This window comes from Lolliginicoccus lacisalsi (assembly GCF_014841105.1).
GTDB lineage: Bacteria > Actinomycetota > Actinomycetes > Mycobacteriales > Mycobacteriaceae > Lolliginicoccus > Lolliginicoccus lacisalsi.
The window spans coordinates 72631-92687 of sequence record NZ_JACYWE010000010.1 but is presented as its reverse complement, the minus strand read 5'-3'; the positions used below and the strand labels follow the sequence as shown (position 1 = coordinate 92687).

General features: G+C 69.2%; 18 protein-coding genes. 1 reads left to right on the top strand and 17 read right to left on the bottom strand.

Going from position 1 to position 20057, the window contains the following annotated elements:
• Positions 1-11: 11 nt before the first annotated feature.
• The 4 genes from rarD to lspA are packed head-to-tail and all read right to left on the bottom strand — an operon-like array spanning position 12 to position 3114.
• A complete protein-coding gene (rarD, locus tag HT102_RS14910) occupies positions 12-950 on the bottom strand; it encodes an EamA family transporter RarD (protein ID WP_192040231.1) in 939 nt (312 codons plus the stop codon).
• Positions 951-953: 3 nt separating this feature from the next.
• A complete protein-coding gene (locus tag HT102_RS14905; protein WP_192040230.1) occupies positions 954-1556 on the bottom strand; it encodes a hypothetical protein in 603 nt (200 codons plus the stop codon).
• Positions 1556-2482, bottom strand: a complete 927-nt coding sequence (locus HT102_RS14900; RefSeq protein WP_192040229.1) for an RluA family pseudouridine synthase — start codon at positions 2480-2482, stop codon at positions 1556-1558. Before HT102_RS14900 ends, HT102_RS14905 begins: the two co-directional genes overlap by 1 nt.
• Positions 2479-3114, bottom strand: coding sequence for a signal peptidase II (lspA, locus tag HT102_RS14895; protein WP_333473482.1), 636 nt, complete (start codon positions 3112-3114; stop codon positions 2479-2481). Before lspA ends, HT102_RS14900 begins: the two co-directional genes overlap by 4 nt.
• Positions 3115-3215: 101 nt before the next feature.
• Between lspA and HT102_RS14890 the strand changes: the two genes are divergently transcribed.
• The gene (locus HT102_RS14890; protein WP_192040282.1) at positions 3216-4223 is read left to right on the top strand and encodes a hypothetical protein; all 1008 of its coding nucleotides are present in this window, start codon (positions 3216-3218) and stop codon (positions 4221-4223) included.
• A 117-nt stretch (positions 4224-4340) separates the two neighbouring features.
• On the opposite strand, the gene HT102_RS14885 is transcribed toward HT102_RS14890, so the two are convergent.
• From HT102_RS14885 to murD, 13 genes are all read right to left on the bottom strand, one after another.
• Positions 4341-4853 (bottom strand): hypothetical protein, encoded by a 513-nt coding sequence (locus tag HT102_RS14885; protein ID WP_192040227.1) that lies wholly within the window; start codon positions 4851-4853, stop codon positions 4341-4343.
• A gap of 170 nt (positions 4854-5023) precedes the next feature.
• Entirely contained in the window at positions 5024-8287 is a 3264-nt protein-coding gene (gene ileS / locus HT102_RS14880) for an isoleucine--tRNA ligase (protein WP_192040226.1), read from the bottom strand.
• Positions 8288-8608: 321 nt separating this feature from the next.
• Complete coding sequence (locus HT102_RS14875) at positions 8609-9385, bottom strand: DivIVA domain-containing protein (protein WP_225443735.1); 777 nt, start codon at positions 9383-9385, stop codon at positions 8609-8611.
• 21 nt (positions 9386-9406) lie between these two features.
• Entirely contained in the window at positions 9407-9703 is a 297-nt protein-coding gene (locus HT102_RS14870; RefSeq protein WP_408611373.1) for a YggT family protein, read from the bottom strand.
• Positions 9704-9770: 67 nt separating this feature from the next.
• The gene (locus HT102_RS14865; RefSeq protein ID WP_192040224.1) at positions 9771-10442 is read right to left on the bottom strand and encodes a cell division protein SepF; all 672 of its coding nucleotides are present in this window, start codon (positions 10440-10442) and stop codon (positions 9771-9773) included.
• 105 nt (positions 10443-10547) lie between these two features.
• Positions 10548-11291 (bottom strand): YggS family pyridoxal phosphate-dependent enzyme, encoded by a 744-nt coding sequence (locus tag HT102_RS14860; RefSeq protein ID WP_192040223.1) that lies wholly within the window; start codon positions 11289-11291, stop codon positions 10548-10550.
• Positions 11288-11998, bottom strand: a complete 711-nt coding sequence (pgeF, locus tag HT102_RS14855) for a peptidoglycan editing factor PgeF (RefSeq protein WP_192040222.1) — start codon at positions 11996-11998, stop codon at positions 11288-11290. Before pgeF ends, HT102_RS14860 begins: the two co-directional genes overlap by 4 nt.
• A gap of 77 nt (positions 11999-12075) precedes the next feature.
• Complete coding sequence (ftsZ, locus tag HT102_RS14850) at positions 12076-13323, bottom strand: cell division protein FtsZ (RefSeq protein ID WP_192040221.1); 1248 nt, start codon at positions 13321-13323, stop codon at positions 12076-12078.
• 287 nt (positions 13324-13610) lie between these two features.
• The gene (locus HT102_RS14845) at positions 13611-14294 is read right to left on the bottom strand and encodes a cell division protein FtsQ/DivIB (protein WP_333473481.1); all 684 of its coding nucleotides are present in this window, start codon (positions 14292-14294) and stop codon (positions 13611-13613) included.
• Positions 14291-15796: a UDP-N-acetylmuramate--L-alanine ligase gene (gene murC, locus HT102_RS14840; RefSeq protein ID WP_192040220.1), complete on the bottom strand. Its 1506-nt coding sequence runs from the start codon at positions 15794-15796 to the stop codon at positions 14291-14293. Before murC ends, HT102_RS14845 begins: the two co-directional genes overlap by 4 nt.
• Positions 15793-16923, bottom strand: a complete 1131-nt coding sequence (murG, locus tag HT102_RS14835) for an undecaprenyldiphospho-muramoylpentapeptide beta-N-acetylglucosaminyltransferase (RefSeq protein WP_192040219.1) — start codon at positions 16921-16923, stop codon at positions 15793-15795. The genes murC and murG overlap by 4 nt, the downstream gene beginning before the upstream one ends.
• A gap of 36 nt (positions 16924-16959) precedes the next feature.
• Positions 16960-18465: a putative lipid II flippase FtsW gene (gene ftsW, locus HT102_RS14830; RefSeq protein WP_333473480.1), complete on the bottom strand. Its 1506-nt coding sequence runs from the start codon at positions 18463-18465 to the stop codon at positions 16960-16962.
• Between the two features lie 77 nt (positions 18466-18542).
• Positions 18543-20057, bottom strand: coding sequence for a UDP-N-acetylmuramoyl-L-alanine--D-glutamate ligase (murD, locus tag HT102_RS14825; RefSeq protein ID WP_192040217.1), 1515 nt, complete (start codon positions 20055-20057; stop codon positions 18543-18545).

Sequence of the window (20057 nt, the reverse complement as noted above, 5' to 3'; positions counted from 1 at the left end):
ACGCCCCCACTCTAGGCGGGCGCACTGACACTTCGCATGCGCCTCGCCCGCCGCCCCCGGTAGCGGCGGACCAGGTCGGTGGTGAGGATCGCCAGCGCCAGCCAGATGATCGCGAAGCCAAGCCAGCGCGAGGCCGGCATGTCCTCGCGCAGCACGATCACGCCCCAGGCCATCTGCAAGCTCGGCGTGAGGTATTGCAGCAAGCCCATCGTCACCAGGGGCACGCGCTGCGCGGCCCCGGCGAACAGCAGCAGCGGGATCGCGGTCACCGGGCCTGCGGCGATGAGCAGCAGCACGTGCGGGGCGCCGCCATCGAGGAAGCTGCCCTGGCCGTGCAGGGCGAGCCAGCCCAGCACGATCAGCGCGAGCGGCGCGGCCACCAGCGTCTCCCCGGCGACGCTCTGCCGGGGATCGATCGGGATGAGCTTCTTCGTCACCCCATAGAGGGCGAAGGAGAACGCGAGGCTCAGCGCGATGTACGGCGGATAGCCATAGTCGAGGGTCAGCACGATCACCGCCAGCGCGCCGAGCCCGAGCGCCACGGTTTGGGCGCGCGAGAGGCGCTCGCGGAAGATGATCACGCCAATGAGGACGCTGACGAGGGGGTTGATGAAATACCCGAGCGCGGTCTCCACCACCCGGCCGCTGACAACGCCATAGATGTACATGCCCCAGTTGATGCTGATGAACAACGAGGCCGCCGCGACGAGCGCCCAATTCCGGGCACCCATCCGCAGCAGCGCCCTGCCCTGCCCCAGGAGCAGCACCACCACCAGCATGAGCAACATCGTCCACACGATGCGGTGCGCGAGGATCTCCACTGGCGCGGCGAACGCCAGCAGCCCGAAGAACGCCGGGAACAAGCCCCAGCAGGCGTAGGCCGAAGCCCCGAGAATAACCCCCTTGGGATCCTGCGACGGGGCCACGGGGCGCGTGGCAGGCTCGCTCATGCTCTATCGGGCCCGCACAGCGAAGGTGCCCCAGCGAGCATCAGCGGGCAACGCCTCGACGCTGGACACCCCGGGCCGGGCAGCCACCGCGTCCAGGGCGCTAGCGGGCCCGCGGACCAGAATGCCGATGATGCAGGCGCAACCCGCATCATCCGGCTCGGCGCCAAGGAGGGCGCGCTGCTCCCGCAGCAGCGACAGGCCGCGCGACACGCCGTCGCGGATACTCGCTCCCGAGTCGCCGCCGGGTGGGGGCGCTGGCAGGCTCACCGCGGGATCCCCGGGCAGCGCCTCGTTCCCGCCCACGCCGCCGTCAAGGATGATCCGCGAAGCCCGCGTGCCGGTCACCATCGCGGCCGCCGCCGCCGCGTCCACCGGCTGCTCCGGCAGCACGAGCGCCCAGCGCGGCTGGTTGATCCCGCCGTTGTCGAGCGTTGCCGCGGCCCGCTGCTGGTACTCGCCCACCGGCTCGCCCTCGGTCGGCCCGAGCGCGTCAGTGGCCACGGGCAGCGGCGGCACCGGATTGAGCGCACCGATCACCGCCGCGCCGACGAGCACCACGGCAAGCAGACCCACCGCGAGCAGCGCGTTGGTCGCCCGCTGGTGCATCAGTGCTCCCGCAGCACATCGAGAGCATGCTGCAAGTCCTCCGGATAATCGCTGGTGATCGTCATCCACCGGCCGTCCGCCGGGTGCGCGAACTCCAGGGTGCACGCGTGCAACCATTGCCGCTGCAGGCCCAGGCGCTGCGCGAGCCGAGGATCGGCACCGTAGGTGAGATCCCCGCAGCAGGGGTGCTTGATCGCGGAGAAATGTACCCGGATCTGATGGGTGCGCCCGGTCTCGAGATCGACACTGAGCAAGCTCGCCGCCTGGAAAGCCTCCAGGGTGTCGTAGTGAGTGACGCTGTGCTTGCCATCAGCGCGGACGGCGAACTTCCAGTCGTTGCTCCCGTGCCTGCCGATCGGCGCATCAATGGTGCCGCTGCTCGGATCGGGGTGGCCCTGCACGAGGGCGTGATACTGCTTCTTCACCGTGCGCTGCTTGAACGCGCGCTTGAGCAGGCTATAGGCGCGCTCGGACACCGCCACCATCATCACGCCGGAGGTGCCGACATCGAGGCGGTGCACGATCCCCTGCCGCTCCGGGGGGCCGGAAGTGGAGATGCGGTACCCGGCGGCGGCGAGCCCGCCAAGGACGGTGGGCCCCTTCCAGCCGACGCTGGCGTGAGCAGCGACCCCGACGGGCTTGTTCACCGCGACCAGGTCACTGTCGGCGTACAGGATGCTCATTCCCTCGACCGGCTCCGGCCGGTTCTCGGGCTCCCGGCGCGGCTGCGGCAGGTGGACCTCCAGCCACGCGCCGGCGTGGAGCTTGTCGGACTTTGCCACCGCGGCTCCGTCGACGAGGACCGCTCCCTCCTCGGTCATCGTCGCGATCACCGTGCGGGACAAGCCCAGCAGGCGCGCGAGCCCGGCATCGACGCGCATGCCCACGAGGCCATCGGGCACGGGCATCGAGCGCGTGTCCATCATGCGTCCTCCCCCTGTGCCCATTTCTCCTGGGCCGGTTTCTCTCGGGCCGGCTTCTCTCGGGCCGACTGCTCCGGGCCTGCCTCCGCCTCGTCAGCCTTGGCCGACCGGTAGCGCGTGCCATCCGGCTCCACGCCGAACACAGTGAGCAGCACGAGCAGGATGGCTCCACCGACGATCGCCGGATCCGCGACATTGAACACCGGCCAGACACTGCCATCGGGCGCCAGCAGGGACAGAAAGTCCACCACGTGCCCCTGGAAGCCGGCCGGCTCGCGGAACACCCGATCGACCAGGTTGCCCAGCGCGCCGCCGAGGATCGCGCCGAGGCCGATCGCCCACGGCAGTGATCGGATGCGTCGGCTTGCCACGATGATCACGACCGCGACGAGCAGCGTGATCGCCGACAACAGCCAGGTAAGGCCCGTGGCCATCGAGAACGCCGCGCCCGGGTTGCGGTGCAGCGTCAGGTACAGCAGCCCCCCGAGGAGGCGGACGGGCTCGCGATCCTCGAGGAAGCGTACGGCCAGGATCTTCGTGGACAAGTCGAGCGCGAGCACACCGAGCCCGAGGGCGATGATGGTGCGGGCGCGGCGCGGGCGGACCAGCGCGAGTTCGGTCGGTTGTTCGCTCACCCCCACATCATCCACTATCGGCGCAGCATCCTTCAACGTCGCGCGGGCCCGATCACAGCGAGCGGTAGGGAATAAGCCGGTTGGTGCATTAACCTCGCATTGTGGACCCACGTTCTCCCGATCCCGACCACCCCGCGGCGCGATCACCAGTTCCCCGCGGGCGCGCGGCGCACGGGGTTGCCCGGCGCCGAGGCCGCACATGGGGCACGGCAGTCCTCGGCCTGGTGCTCGCCGCGACCGCCGCGCTGCCTGCCGCGTGCGCCTCGAGCAGCGACGATGCCGGCGAGGCCCCCGCGGAGCGGGTCACGGTCACCTTGCCGGTGCCACCCACCACGGTGACGCTCCTCGACCCGGGAGCCGAGCCTCGTGGCGAGCTGGCCTATCAGTTCGCGCATGGCACCGAGTCGGAGCATCTCGTCACCGCGCGGTCCACGATCGCACAGGTTCTCGGTGGCGACCCGGAGCAGGATTTCTCGCGTCCCGAGGTGACGCTTCCGCTCACCGCCCGCATCGGCGCGAGCAACGCGATGGGCCAGAATGTCACCCTCACCGTGGGCGCCGCGACGAGTCCCGATGAAAACACCCGGTCCGCCCTGGACGACGCCCCGGGTTCGGAGGCGACGCTGCGCATATCGCCAAGCGGAGCGGTGCATGAGCTGACCCTGTCGCCCAGCCCGCAATCGAATGACACCGCCCGCGAGGCGCTCGAGCATGCAATGTTCCAGACCGTCTATGGCGTTGGGGTCATGCCCAGCGAGCCTGTCGGCCCCGGCGCTCGCTGGCTCATCGAGCAGCCCATCGAGAGCGCCACCGACATCGTGCAGTCAACCACGGTCACCCTGCTGGAGCGCACGGGCAACAGGATCGTGCTCGATGTATCGGTGAACCAGCAGCCGAGCCTCGAGTACTTCGACACGCCCGGTGCCGGGCGGCTGCTGGTCGATACGTTCTCCAGCAACGGCTCGGGCAGGATCACCATCGACCTGGCGCAGCCGCTGCCCATCTCCGGCCAGGTCGAGGTCCGCGGGGAGCAGCAGTATTCCGACCCGGCGACCGGCTTCACCCTGCAGCAGACCACGGGGATGGCCCTGACCTGGAGCCAGCCCTGACAAGCGCCCCCTCGCCCCGCTCACCGCGGCACGAATAGCAGCAGGCCCCACGAGCATGTCGCGGGGCCTGCGTGCATATCAGAGTTGTGCGCTGCGGGTGCCTCGGGGGCTAGGTCCTCAGCCGCACAGATCGGTCTCGAGCGCGAAGGACGTCACGAAGTTGCAGGCGTCGTCGCGGGAGAGCTTCCAGCGGCCGTCCTCGGCCACGAAGAACAGGCTGCCCGTGTTGGCTGGCTGATCGGGCGAGATCTGGAGGGTGAAGTTCGCGCTCAGCGTGCACTCGTCGAGCGGGAACACCGCATCCGGCGTGTCCGGGATCTCGTACTGGATGTCCGGGTTCTGGGCTGCCTCGGCGGACAGCTGCGCCCACAGCTCGGGATCGTCGCCGCCGCCCTCGATGAGCATGGCCTTCTCGTCCTCGGGCACGGCGGGATCAAGAGCCGCGTTCAGGATCTCAAGGAGCTCGGGGCCGGTAGGGATGTCACCCTCCGGAACCTCGCACTGCGCCGAGGGCGCCGCGTCGTTGGTCTGCTCTGGCCCGTCGGTGGTGCCACCGTCCTCGGATCCACAGGCGGTCAGCATCAGCGCTGGCGCGGCAATGCCCACGACCATGATGTTTCGCAATTTCAATGCAGCGTCCTTTGCATCTCGTCTCAGGTCAACCGCCTAGGTGCGGGCACCGAGGGGTGACACGGTCTGGCTCCCGCTCGATACTACTGGCTGTGCTGGCTCGTTCAATGCCGCACCACAAGTATCCACACGCGATTCTTACTTTTTCCCTTACGCGGCCAGGGGCTCGGCTAGCCCGCCTTGGTGACCAGCGCCCACGATCCGTCGCCCACATCACGATGGGTGCCGGGGACGATATCCGCGGCATCGGTGATGCTCAGCTCCGTGGCGAGGACCTCGCCCGCGATCAGGTCTCGATGGCGATCCGCCCAGCCGAGCCGGTGCGCCGGGACCGCGAGCTCGACGGTGATGCGATCAGAGATCGCCAGATCCAGGGCCCGGCGACATTCCTGGAGCTCACGGATGCGGTCCTTGGCCCAGCCCTCCGACTCGAGGTCCTCGGTGACCTCGAGATCCAGCACGACCAGCCCGGCCCCGCCGGGCAGGGCAGCGGTGGACTCCGGCTCGGCCGCGACCAGCCGCTGGGTGAACTCGCCGGGCTCCAGCACGATCCCGGCCGCGGTGACGGTCCCGTCCGCGTTGGCGGTCCAATCACCGGACTTGACGGCCCGGATGACGGTCTGCACATCCTTGCCGAGACGGGGCCCCGCGGCGCGGGCGTTCACGGCGAGCTCGAACCTGCCATGGATGTCGACATCGGTGGTCAGATCGATGTGCTTGACGTTGACCTCGTCGGCGATGATTCCCGTGAAGGGGCGCAGCCGATCGGCGTCCTCCGACGCGATGGTCAGCGAGGCCAGGGGCAGGCGTACCCGCAGCTTCTGGGCCTTGCGCACGCTGAGCACGGCCGAGCAAACGGACCGTGATTCGTCCATCGCCGCGACCAGATCCTCGTCGAGGGGCACCTCATCGGCCTCCGGCCAGTCCTGCAGGTGCACCGAATCGCCACCGGTAAGGCCGCGCCAGACGACCTCGCTCATCATCGGCAGCAGCGGCGCCGCGAGCCGGCACGTGAGCTCCAGGACGGTGTGGAGGGTGTCGAACGCCTCCGGGTCCGCGTCCTGCCCGTCCCAGAACCGGGCCCGGGAACGGCGCACGTACCAGTTGGTGAGAGCGTCGCTGAACAATCGCAGGGCGTCGCAGGCGGTGGCGATATCGTTGCTGTCGAGCGCCTCGGTCATCACGTCGCGGGTATCGCGCAGCTTCGCGAGGATGTAGCGATCCAGGACGTGCTGCGAGTCCGTGCGCCAGATAGCCTTCCGATCGGCGTAGAGCCGCAGGAAGCTCCAGGCGTTCCAGATGGGCAATTGGGCCTGGCGGACACCCTCGCGGATGCCCTGCTCGGTGACGATCAGGTTGCCGCCCCGCAGGATCGGCGACGACATGAGGAACCAGCGCATCGCGTCGGAGCCATCGCGGTCAAACACTTCATTGACATCGGGATAGTTGCCCTTGGACTTGCTCATCTTCAGCCCGTCATCGCCCAGCACGATGCCGTGCGCCACGACAGTACGGAACGAGGCCGAGTCGAAAAGGGCGGTCGCGAGGACGTGAAGGGTGTAGAACCAGCCGCGCGTCTGCCCGTTGTACTCGACGATGAAGTCCCCCGGATAGTGGCTCTCGAACCATTCGCGGTTCTCGAACGGGTAGTGCACCTGGGCGAACGGCATGGAGCCGGACTCGAACCAGCAGTCGAGCACCTCGGGCACGCGCCGCATCATCGACTTGCCAGTCGGATCATCCGGATTGGGGCGGACGAGCTCGTCGATCTGCGGGCGGTGCAAGTTGGCGGGCCGCACGCCGAAGTCCCGCTCGAGGTCGTCGAGCGAGCCGTACACATCGATGCGCGGATAGGCCGGATCATCGGACCGCCAGACCGGGATGGGGCTGCCCCAGTAGCGGTTGCGGCTGATCGACCAGTCGCGCGCGCCCTCGAGCCACTTGCCGAACTGGCCGTCCCGGATGTGCTCGGGAACCCAGGTGATCTGCTTGTTCAGCTCCACCATGCGGTCGCGGATCGCGGGCACGTCGACGAACCAGGACGAGACTGCCTTTTGCATCAGCGGGGGGTTGCAGCGCCAGCAATGCGGGTAGGGGTGGTCGTAGGTCTCGTGCCGCAGGAGGATCCCGGCGTTCTTCAGGTCCGCGATGATCGGCTTGTTGGCCTCGAAGACCTGCAGTCCGGCATAGGCGGGAACCTCGCTGGTGAACTCGCCGCGCTCGTTGACCGGGACGACCACCTCGATCCCGGCAGCGTCGGTGATCAGCTTGTCGTCCTCGCCGAACGCCGGGGCCATGTGGACGATGCCGGTGCCGTCGCTGGTGGTGACATAGTCAGCGGCGACGATCTGGTGCGCGTTCGGGCGGCCGACGAAGAACGAGAACGGTGGGTCGTCGGTGATGCCGAGAAGCTCGGCGCCCGTGTGGCGGGACACGATCTCGGGGTGCGTGCCCAGCTCGCGCGCGTAGTGCGCCAGGCGTGCCTCGGCCAGCAGGTAGCGCTCGCCGTCCGCCGCGCGCACCTGCACGTAGTCGATGCCCGGGTTCACCGAGATGGCGAGGTTCGACGGCAACGTCCAGGGCGTGGTCGTCCAGATCAGGGCGCTCGCGCCGTTGAGGATGCCGTCGCCGACCTTCGACTCGTGCAGCGGCATCGCCACCGTGACGGCGGGATCCTGCCGCATCTTGTAGACGTCATCCATCTTGGTCTCGGTGGCGCTGAGCGGGGTCTCGCACCGCCAGCAGTACCACAAGACCCGGAAGCCCTCGAAGATCAGGCCCTTGTCCCACAACGAACGGAACGCCCACATCACCGACTCCATGTAGTCGGTGTCGAGGGTCTTGTAGTCATTGTCGAAATCGACCCAGCGTGCCTGCCGCGTCACATAGTCCTGCCACTCCTGGGTGTAGCGCAGCACCGAGGTACGGCAGGCATCATTGAACTCGGCGATGCCCATCGAGTCGATCTCCGACTTGTGGGTGATGCCGAGCTGCTTCTCGGCCTCCACCTCGGCGGGCAGGCCATGGCAGTCCCACCCGAACCGGCGCTCGACCTTCTTGCCGCGCATGGTCTGGAATCGGGGCACGAGATCCTTGACATATCCGGTGAGCAGGTGCCCGTAATGCGGCAGGCCATTGGCGAACGGGGGCCCGTCGTAGAACACGAACTCCGGGGCGCCCGCGCGCTGCTCGATGCTGCGGCGGAACGTACCCTCGGCGTCCCACTGGGCAAGAACAGCCTTCTCGAGCTGGGGGAACCGTGGGGAGGCGTCCGCAGCACCGGGATAGGCGACCACGGGGTAGGTATCCCCGGGCGCTCCCGTTCCCCCAGGGGCTGGTCCCCCGGCGGCTCCGTCGCTCGCCGCGCTGCTGCGGCCTGCTGTGCTTCCGGTACCGGTGTTCGACACCACTCTGCTCCTCGTGCCTGCGGCCATGCGGCCTGCATGGTGTAGCCCTGGCACGGGGACGATGCGGGCATCCTGCTGCGCGCACCGCGGTACCACCCCGCTTGCGGGACGCACGTCCCGCCTCTCTGCACTGGCTATGACGGGCCATCCCGTTCGGTTCTACTAGGCCGACCACGCTGCTGCACGCTGCCTGAACGGCTGTTCTTCCGAAAGCTCCCCGGTGATCGCCGGATCAACGCCATTGCTCCGCCCGGCCCACCATGATCGATCACGAGGACCGGGAACGGCCTTGATGATACGGCACCCGGGCAGGTGCGTGCCACTGCCCGGGGCACCCTTGCCGCGCGCCTAGGAGGCGTTGTTGACGAGCCCTCGCTCCGCGACGGGATCCGCCGTGGCCGCGCGCTCGGGCTGTTCCGCGCCACCGGGGTGACCCTGCTGCGACGGCGCCCCCGAGGCCGTGAGGTCCTCGAGCTGGGCCTCGAGGTATGCCTTGCGCCGCACGCGGTACTCGCGCTCGAAAGTTCGCAGCTGGTTGATCCGCCCCTCGAGGGTCGAGCGCTGCTCAGCGACGGACGCGAGCAGGTCAGCGTGCTCTTTCTCGGACTCGGCCCGCAGCGCGTCGGCCTTCTCGCTCGCGCGCGAGACGATGAGGTCCGCCTTCTCGCGCGCATCGGTCACCATGGCCTCGGACTTGTCCCGGGCCTCGGTGGTCATAGCCTTGGCCTCCTCGCGCGCGCGGGTCAGCAGGGCGTCCGCTTCCTCCTGCGCGTCCGAGGTGACGCGGTCCGCGACCGCCTCGGCATGATCGATGATCTTGATGGCGCGGCCGCTGGGGGATTCCCGGCCCTCGGCGGCGGACTGGGCCTCCGCGACCGACTCCTCGAGGCTCGACACTCGCTCGGCGAGATGGGCGTTCTCCTCCCCGAGGCGCGTGAGCTCCTGCTCCACCAGATCGAGAAAGGCGTCGACCTCGTCCTCGTCGTAGCCACGCTTGCCCAGCGGTTGCTTCTTGAATGCGACGCTATGCACATCCGAAGGAGTAAGACGCATCTGTTGTACCTCGCCTTCCTCGCGCTCACCGGCGGGCACGGCACCACGCGCGAGCCCGTCCGGCACGCTCATGCCGATGATCCGGGCATCACCCTACGCGGCGCTGAACCGAATGGCCGTGATGACACTTCGAAGGATCGAGATTCCGATCAGCAGGATCAGTACCGACAGGTCGAGCCGCACGCTGCCCAAGGTCAGAGGCGGGATGAACCGCCGCAGGAAGCGGATCGGCGGGTCGGTCGACATGAAGATGAACTCGAGGATCACCACCACTGGACCGGATGGCCGCCAATCGCGGGCGAACATGCGGATGAACTCGACTACTACCCGCGCGATCAGCAGGAGCGAGTAGATGAAAAGCAGCGTGGAGAGCGCGTCCAGGATCAGCACCATGCCGTCACTCTGCCCGAATTCGCCGAAGGGAACAAACTCACGTGGTAGCCCGTCCGGCCCACCGTCACCGGCCCTGGTTCAGGCTGGTCTCCGCGATCCGGCGCCGATCCTCTGCCGAGACATCGATATCGGCCGGGGAGAGCAGGAATACCTTCGAGGCGACCTTCTCGAAGTTGCCGTTGAGAGCAAAAGCGCAGCCACCGGCGAAGTCGAGCAGGCGCTTGGCATCAGTGCCAGGCATGTCATTGAGATCCATGATCACCGGCACCCCGTCTCGGAACTGCTCGCCGATGGTGCGGGCCTCGCTGAAGTCGCGCGGGCGCAGGGTAGTGATCTTGGCGAGAACGCTGACGTCCTCCGCTGGTGGCGCCATCCTGCGATCGGGCTCGCTGCGACGCTGGGGGGCGACCGGCCGGGGGGCGGGCTGGATCCGATCGAAGTCCTCGACCGCTGGCGGCGGGGCCATCGGACGCATCTGGCGGGGGTCGCCGCCGAATCGGTCGCGCTCGTAGGGATCGCGCTCGAAGCCGCCCTGCTGCGGGAAGGGTGCGGGCTCGGGCCGCCGCTGCGCGGGAACGTAGGTGCCCGGCCGGTATCCGGTCGGCTCGTCGAATCGCCCGGGCGGCAGGTCACGACGGACGCGGCCGCGCTGATCCACATCGTCGACGTAGTCGTCCTCGTACTCCGCGGGGGGCACGAGAGCGAAGTACTCCTTGATCTTCTGCATTGCGCTCATGGATTGACCTTCCTGGGGCGACGAGGAGGCATGGCCTGGTCGATGGACGTGGCCCGGAACGGGCACCGTTCGAGGTGGCGGGGGAAGCCGGTTCACCATTGATGGTTACGGCGAGGTTATCGGCCTAGGCCCTAACAATGCGGTACCGACACGCACACAAGTCGATCCATGCCGTATTGCGATCGGGGCATCCGCCGACATTCCCGCCGAGAGCGTGGTAGCGAACGGGAAGGTCGCGACGAACCGATCGTGGGCCTCGCGCAGCCTGGCGAACTCCCGATCGGCGTCACTGCCCAGCGGGGGCACGGCCATGAGCCCGGCGAGCTCGAGCCCAGGAAGCCCGGCGACAAGCTCGCCGAGCCGGGGCAGGTCCTCGAGGCGGGCACCGCCGCGCTCCGGGTCGCCATCGAGGCTGGCCTGCAGGCAGATCCTGAGGCGGGCGCTGCGATCCTGCGCGTCGAGCGCGGTCTCCACCGCTCGGGACAGCGCCCGCGCGAGCTTCTCGTTATCCACCGATTGCACGACGGCCGCCCAGCGCGCGACACTGCTGGCCTTGTTGCGCTGGAGCCGCCCGATCATGTGCCACTCGATCGGCGCGCCCGGCTCCGCGAGCGCCAGCTCCCGTGCCTTCCCCTCCGCCTCCTGCGCCCGTGACTCACCGAGCTCGGTGCAGCCGAGCAATCGCAGGATCCTCGCATCGGATGCGGGAAAATACTTGGTCACGGGCAGGAGGTGCACGCTTTCCGCCGACCGGCCCGCGGCACGGCACGCCTCCGCGATGCGCTCGCGCTGGACATCAAGCGCGGCAGCGATCTCGCGGGCACGCGGGCTCTCCAGAAGATTGCTCACGAAGCGGCATCCTGCCAGATGACCGATGCAAGCCTTCCCGCCGGCGCCCCCCGGCGGTGGCTGAACAGATCCGCGCACTCGATCGTGCAACGCGGGTCGCGCCGGACGCGGGCGACGCCCAGGGCTACGAGCTGCTCCTCGAGGCCGTTGCGCAGATCGAGCGCGGGCGTTCCCCAGCGGGTCTCGGAGGCACTGCCGGGCAACCGGGCACTGACCTCGGCGCGCATGGTTCCGGGCACCTCGTAGCACTGGCCGCACGCTCCCGGGCCGAGGAATGCCTCGATCGCGCTCGCGGTGGCGCCGAGCGCCTCCATCGCGGCCACGGTTTCCCGCGCGATGCCCTCCTCGGCGCCCTTGCGCCCGGCATGCGCCGCAGCGATGATCCCGGCGGCGTGGTCCGCGAGCAGGATCGGTACGCAATCAGCGGTCAGCACGGCCAGGGCGAGCCCGGGCACGTCGGTGACCACCGCGTCGGTGCCGGGCAGCGCATTGCCGACCGGACCGCGCACGACCTCCACGTGGGTCCCATGCACCTGGTCCATCCAGACGATGCGGGACGGTTCCACCCGTATCAACAGCGAGAGACGCCGCCGGTTCTCGGTCACGAGATCCGGGGCGTCTCCCACGTGCACACCAAGGTTGAGGGATTCATAGGGGGCGGGCGACACTCCACCGTGGCGCGTGGTGACGAACTGGTGGATGGTCATTCGCGCTCCCCGTGGTTCCGCATGGCCTTGGCTCGATTGTGCCACCTGCCTTCGCGGCGCCGCGCGGTCCCGTAGCGTCAGCGCATGAAATCGGGGATGTCGAGGCCGTCCGGATCATCATCGATGTAGCCGTCGTTTCCGCGGCCGCGGCCCCGGCTGACTGGCACCTCATCGCGACGTCCCGGCATGTCGCCACGCCGACCGCGATCGGGCACGGATGGCAGATCGCCGCCGAAGCGACCACCGCGGCCCGCGCCGAACTCACGGTCCCGGCCCTGGCCGAGATCCGCCCCACCACGCCGGCCGGGCTGCTCGGCCTGTCGGCTCGCTGCCTGCCGCTGCGGCTCGCGCCGCTCGTCGCGGGCGCTGCGCGCTGAGGGGGCACCATCGAATCCCGCCGCGATGACGGTGATGCGAACCTCGTCGCCGAGCGAATCATCGATGACGGTACCGAAGATGATGTTCGCGTCGACGTGCGCGGCCTCCTCCACGAGGCTCGCGGCATCGTGGATCTCGAAGAGCCCGAGATCCGAGCCGCCAGCGATGGAGAGGAGCACGCCGTGCGCGCCGTCCATGGAGGCCTCGAGCAGCGGGGAGTTGATCGCTGCCTCGGCCGCCTTGACGGCACGGCCCTCGCCGCGGGAGGAACCGATGCCCATCAGTGCCGTGCCGGCACCGGACATCACTCCCTTGACGTCGGCGAAGTCGACGTTGATCAGGCCGGGGGTGGTGATGAGGTCAGTGATGCCCTGCACACCGTTGAGGAGCACCTCATCGGCTGATCGGAAGGCATCCATCAGGCTGACGGCCGCGTCGCCGAGCTGGAGCAACCGATCGTTGGGGATCACGATCAGGGTGTCGCAGGTCTCGCGCAGCGCGGCGATGCCGGCCTCGGCCTGGGCGCCGCGGCGCTTGCCCTCGAAGGAGAATGGCCGGGTGACCACGCCGACGGTGAGCGCGCCGAGCTTGCGGGCGAGGCTCGCGACGACTGGCGCGCCGCCGGTTCCGGTTCCACCACCTTCACCGGCGGTCACGAAGACCATGTCAGCGCCCTTGAGCACTTCCTCGATCTCGTTCTTGTGGTCTTCGGCAGCCTTGCGACCGACCTCGGGGTCTGCTCCGGCGCCGAGTCCTCGGGTGAGTTCTCGGCCGACGTCGAGCTTGACGTCGGCATCGCTCATCAGCAGTGCTTGTGCATCCGTGTTGATGGCAATGAACTCAACTCCCTTGAGTCCTGCCTCGATCATTCGGTTGACAGCGTTGACCCCACCGCCGCCGATGCCGACGACCTTGATAACGGCGAGGTAGTTGTGCGGGGGCGTCATGGGCTCTCGCCTTCCATGTGTCTTGCTCTATCAGCGTTCTACGGGACTTTCGGCAGGATTCTTGGGATCTAACCCTAAACCTCAACCATAGGGTTAGAGTTATGTCAAGTACCTGACTGCCGGAAACGCTAGGCATCACGGATGCGCAACGCCATTAGGCGCGCCGATACCGCTTGGTTATTTCTTCTTGCGGAAACGTTGTCCTCCGATCGGCGGGCACCCCGGCACCTCTACGAGCACGACGAGGCCCCCGCGCCACGATCTCGCGCGGGGGCCAGCAGCACCGATCAGCGAATCACCGGCAGGCTCGGGCTCGACACGTCATACACCTGGCCTGGCTGGGTCAGCAACGCCTGCGCCACCCGTGCCTTGTACGCAGAATCGCCAGCATCCCCCCAGATCACGGTCCTTCCATCGGACAGGGCAAGCCGCACATCGACCGGCGAGCCCGCACGAGCCTCCAGCACCATCGCCCGCAGCTCCCCCGCCAGCGACGCCAGCACATCCAGCGCGGCGCGCGTGGCCGGGTCGTCCTCGCCGGGCTCATCCGTGACCAAGCGCGGCAGCCCCTCCGGCGGCGGCTCCACCGCAAAGACAACACCCTCGGCGTCCATCAGGTGGGAACCGCCAGGAGCGTCGAAAAAGACGGCCGGCACGCGCTCGAGGATCTCGACCCGCAGCGTCGACGGCAGCGCCCGCGACACCCGCGCCTCCGCCACCTTCGGGATGCCAGCCACACGAGCAGCGACGTCATGGGTATCGACCTGCAGCAACGGCGTGCCGCCCGGAACGCCGATCACGCCCCGCACGGCCTCCTCGGGCACCGACGGCGCCGCCTGGACCTCGATCGAGCGCACCGACAGCAACGAGCTGAACCACGCCACCGCGAATCCACCCACCAGCAGGCCCACGACGAGGATTCCCGCCAGCACGAGCCGCCAGCGGTGCAGCACGGAACGCACTGCGTTCACCGGCCCTCCCGCGCGCCCTCGCCGGGGCGCGCGAGGTTGCGCCGGGACCTGATCCCGTCGAGGATCACCGGCCCCAGCATCGTCACATCGCCCGCGCCCATCGTCAGCACCAGGTCGCCCGGGCGCGCGATCCGCGCCACCTGCACCGGAAGCTCCGAGACATCAGGCTGGTAGTGCACCGGCCGCGTCACCTGCCGCGCGATGAGCTCGCCGGTGACGCCCGGCCGCGGCTCCTCGCGCGCTCCATACACATCGAGCACGATCACCTCGTCCGCGAGATCGAGAGCCGCGGCGAACTCCGTCGCGAAGATCTCCGTGCGCGAGTACATGTGCGGCTGGAAGATCACCACTACCTTGCCGGTCGGATACTCCGGCGCCGCGGCCCTCTCCTCGGCGATCATGTCCTGCGCGGCGCGCAGCACCGCCCGCACCTCCGTGGGATGGTGCGCGTAGTCGTCATACAACCGCACGCCGGCCTCCCGGCCCACGTACTGGAACCGGCGCCGCACTCCCCCGAATCCCTCGAGGCCCTCGAGCACCTCGGCGATGGGGGCACCGATCTCGCGCGCCGCGAGCAGGGCCGCGAGCGCGTTGAGCGCCATGTGCCTGCCTGGCACGGCCAGCCGCATGACCAGCGGCTCCTCGATCCCAGCCAGCCGGACCCGCCCGACACCGCCGCCATCGCGGGCCTCCCAGCCAAGCAGCTCCGCGCCCAGCTCCACGTCGCCAAGCGGCTCCTCGGTGGAGCCGTAGCCGATCACCCGGATCCCCCGGGCGGCCGTCCGCACGGCGAACTCATGCGCGCCAGGATCCTCGATGCACGCCACGACCACGCCGCCCTCGATCACCCGATCGGCGAACGAGTCGAAGATCCGCACGTACGCCTCGGCGGAGCCGTAGTAGTCGAGATGATCCGCCTCCACGTTGGTGACGATCGCTACCCGCGGCTCGTAGCGCAGCAAGGAGCCATCGCTCTCGTCCGCCTCGGCGACGAAGATGCCGCCCGTGCCATGGTGAGCGTTGGTGCCGGCCTCGTTGAGCTCGCCTCCGACCGCGAACGAAGGATCGAGATGGCAGTGCTGCAACGCCACCACCAGCAGCGACGTCGTCGACGTCTTGCCATGGGTGCCCGCGACGAGCACCGGGTCGCTGCCCTGCATCAACTGGGCGAGGACATCGGGCCGGTAGGTCGTGGGGATCCCACGGCGGTGCGCCTCGAGAAGCTCGGGATTGTCCTTCTTGATCGCGGCCTCCGTGCTCACCACGAGCGTGGGGCCGCCCTCGAGCAGGTCGAGCGCGGAAGCGTCGTGGCCAACGCGTACCGACGCGCCCCGGGCGCGCAGATCGAGCAGCACCCGGCTCTCCTTGGCGTCCGAGCCGGAGACCTCCGCGCCCCGAGCGATCAGGATCCGGGCGATGCCCGACATCCCGGCCCCGCCGATTCCGATCATGTGGACGCGCAGTAGCTGCTCGGGCAGCTCCGCGCCATTCGACCCCGTCATCCGACCTGTCCTCTCGCCACATCCATGACTATCCGCGCGACCTCGCCGGCCGCTGACCTGTGCCCCGCGCCCGCCGCGGCACGCCCCATCCGGGACAATCCCTCCGCATCAGTGAGCAACGGTATGACCGTATCGAGCACGTACTGCTTGGTGAGCTCGGCATCCTTGACGATGATCCCGCCGCCCGCGCCGACGACGGGGCGAGCGTTGAGCTCCTGCTCGCCGTTGCCGTGCGGCAGGGGCACGTACACCGCGGGCAGGCCCACCGCGGAGACCTCCGCGACGGTCATCGCGCCCGACCGGCACACCACCGCGTCGGCCGCGGCATAGGCAAGATCCATCCGGCTCAGGTACGGCACGGAGACGTATCGCGGGCCGCTGCTCGCTGCGGGCACATCCAGGCTGTTCTTCGGGCCGTGCGCATGGAGCACGCCGATCCCGGCCGCGGCGAGCTCCGGCGCCGCCGCCGACACCGCCTCGTTGAGCGACCGCGCGCCCTGGGAGCCGCCGAACACGAGCAGCGTCGGGGCATCGGGATCGAGGCCGAAATGCTCCCGGGCCTGCGCGCGCAGCGCGGGCCGGTCGAGCGAGGTTATCGAGGAGCGCACCGGGATGCCCACCATCTGCGCCTTCGGCAGGCCCGAATCGGGGAACGCGGTCAGTACCGCGGCAGCGCGCCGGGCTCCGACCTTGTTGGCGATGCCCGCGCTCGCGTTGGCCTCGTGCACCACGATGGGGATCCGGCGACGTCGGCGCATGATGCCCGGCCCGGCAGCTAGGTAGGCCGGAAGCGAGACGTAGCCGCCGAACCCGACCACGACATCCGCCCCGGCCTCGTCCATCGCTGCCCGGGTCTGCTTGATCGCGCGCCGCACCCGCAGGGGAAGATCGATCATCTGGCGCGATGGCTTCCGCGGCAACGGCACGGGCGGGATCAGCACGAGGGGGTAGCCCCGTTGCGGCACCAGAGTCGTCTCGAGCCCGCGCGCCGTGCCGAGCGCGGTGATGCGGATGCCCGGATCAAGCTCGCGGAGCGCGTCGGCCACGGCCATGGCCGGCTCGATGTGCCCCGCGGTGCCCCCGCCGGCGAGCACGACGGACAGCGGGGTCTTGCCTGTTCCGTTCACTGCGCTGAATCCTCCTCCACATCGATCACTGGTCCGCTAGTAGCCGCGCGTGCTCCGCCCGCGAGGCGGCTCCCGGTAATAGGGGTCGCGCTGGCGGGGATCGACGGGGCGGTGCGGTGCCCGCCCCCCACCGGGGTAGCGACGTCCCGGGGAGGCTCCGTTGCCGGGTACGGCAGGCCCATATCGATGGTCGCCGTGGAGATAGTCCGGGTACCGGGGGGCGCGTGCTGCTCCCCCGCGTCCAGGCGCAGCCATCGGCTGGCCCCCTCCGCGGTAGGGACCAGGCACGGAGGGCATCGTGTCCCACGGATCGTCGTGCATGGGCAGGCCGGCACCGCCCGCGTACGGATCGGGACGGCGTGGCGCGGGCCGGGGCGGGTGGTACTTCTCCGGGAGCGGCAGCCGCAGGAATCGCGGCACCCTGCTCCGCCGGGCCGCCACGTGCGCCGCCGCGATGGCCTCGGGCTCGTGCCGCGCCGCGTTGGCGATGATCCCGAACATGAACAGTGTCAGCACCGCCGACGTTCCACCGGCCGAGATCAGCGGCAGCTGCAGGCCCGTCACCGGGAGCAGCCCGACTACGTAGCCGAGGTTGATGAACGTCTGGCCGATCACCCACACCGTCGAGGTCGCGACGAATAGCCGGAGGAACGGATCCACCGAGCGTGCCGCAATGCGCAGCCCCGTATAGATGAACAAGCCGAAGAGGCCGATGACCGCGGCGGCACCGACGAAGCCGAGCTCCTCGCCAATGATGGCGAAGATGAAGTCATTGTGCGCCTCCGGCAGGAACTTCCACTTCGCGCGGCTCTGCCCGAGGCTCGTCCCGAAGAACCCCCCGTCAGCAAGGGCGAACTGTGACTGCCGGGCCTGGTAGCTTGCCCCGAGCGGGTCATCATCGGCGTTGAGGAACGACGTGAGCCGTCTCGTCCGGTAGCCCTCGGCGAACGCCATGACCACCGCGATCGACAGGATGGCGCCCACCCCCACCACGAAGTATCCCAGCGGCAGCCCCGCGAACCACAGCAGCGCGAGCAGGATGAAGAACAGCACCACCAGCGTGGAGAAGTCTGGCTGCAGCGCGACGAGGGTGAAGATGATGAGCGCGCCCGGCACGAGCGGGAACAACATGTCGCGCGAGCTGCGGGTCCGCACGGCGCGCTCTCCGAGGAGCACCGCGCCCCACAGCGCGAGGGCGATCTTCGCCATCTCCGAGGGCTGGAACGCAAACCCAGCGAACTGGAACCAGCTCCGCGCGCCATTGACGGTGACACCGATGCCGGGCACGAGGACGAGCGCGAGCAGCACCGTGGACACGACGACGCCCACGAAGGCCGTGCGCTTGATGAATCGCACTGGAAAGCGCAGCGCCAGGTAAAAGGCGATCCACCCGACCGAGACGAACATCATCTGCCGGATGAACATCGAGTACGCCGAGCCTGACCGGGTGTACTCGGACACGCTCGAGGCGGAGAGCACCATCACGAGCCCCAGGATCGACAGCAAGGCCGAGATCGACAGGACAAGGTGGAACGATGCCATCGGGCGATTCAGCCACGCCCCGAACCGAGCGGAGGCGGCACCGATCACGCCCGGCTGGGCAGAGCGCTGCGCGGTCATCAGGACTGGGTCCCCGCGGTGACTGCCTCGGCGAAGCTGCGACCGCGATGACCGTAATCGCGGAACATGTCCAGGGAGGCGGCAGCGGGAGCAAGCACGATAGCGTCTCCACGCTGGGCGAACACGCGCGCGGCAGCGACCGCCTGGTGCATCACCGCGTCCGCGATCGCCTCGCCGCCCTCGCGGCCGGGGAGCTCCAGCGCGGGCACGGGCGTGCTGCCCGGGTTGATCAGTGTCGCCGTCACGACTCCATCGTCGCCTGCCGCGACCTCGACGACCGGAACCTCGGGGGCGTGTCGCTGTATTGACTCGATGATCGCGGCGCGATCGGCGCCCATCACAATCGCAGCAGCGAGCCTCTCCCGGACGACGGGCACCAGGTCCTCCACCGAGGCGCCCTTGAGCAAGCCGCCCGCGATCCACACCACGCGGTCATAGGTGGTGAGCGATGCTTCCGCGGCATGCGGATTGGTCGCCTTGGAGTCGTCGACATAGCGGATGCCCTCCACCGTGGCGATGATCGCGTTGCGGTGCGGGCCGGTCTCGTGCGAGCGCAAGCCTTCGGCTATCGCGCTGGCCCCGATGCCGATCGCGCGGGCGAGCGCTGCCGCGGCGAGCCCATCGAGCAGGCCGGGACGGCCACCTGGCCGCACCTCCGCGGCGGGCAGCAGCACCAGATCGTCCGCGAACGCGCGATCAACGAGATAGCCGTCCTCGATGCCCAGCTCCCCCGCGGCGGGTGCTCCCAGCCGGAAGCCCACCACGCGCCCTGCGGTCGCGCGATCACCAAGCTGGCCAGCCACCGGGTCATCGAGGCCCAGCACGCCCACATCGCCAGTGACGGCCTGCAGCTTCGCGACGGTGTAGGAGTCCATCCCGCCGTGCCAGTCGAGATGGTCCTCGGCGATGTTGAGGATCACCCCGGCCGCGGGGCGCACCGACGGCGCCCAGTGGAGCTGGAACGAGGACAGCTCGATGGCGAGCACGTCATTGCGCTCGCCGGGCTCGTCATCCGTGCCCGCGGCGAGGGCGTCGAGCAGGGGCAGCCCGATGTTGCCGCAGGCAGCGCTGCGCAGGCCCGCGGCCCGCAGGATCGACTGGACCATGGTGGTCGTGGTGGTCTTGCCGTTGGTGCCGGTTATGGCCAGCCACGTGCGGGCCGGGCCGAGGAGGCCCGACTGGTCCAGCCGCCAGGCGAGCTCCACATCGCCCCAGACGGGGATGCCGCGCTCGGCGGCCGAGACGAGCAGGGGCGCGTCGGGACGCCATCCCGGGCTGGTGACCACCAGGCGGGTGCCGTCGAGCGCCGCGGCGGGAACATCGTTGGGGCCGGCGAGGAGGATACCGGTGGCGCCGAGTGCCACGGCCGGATCGAGAGCGGCCTGCCGGGTATCGACGATGCGGACATCCGCGCCGAGGCGCAGCAGGGCACGGACCGTGGCGAGGCCGGAGACGCCAGCTCCCGCCACGGTGACGGCCACGCCACCGAGCTCATTGATGGAAGGCTCGCTCAT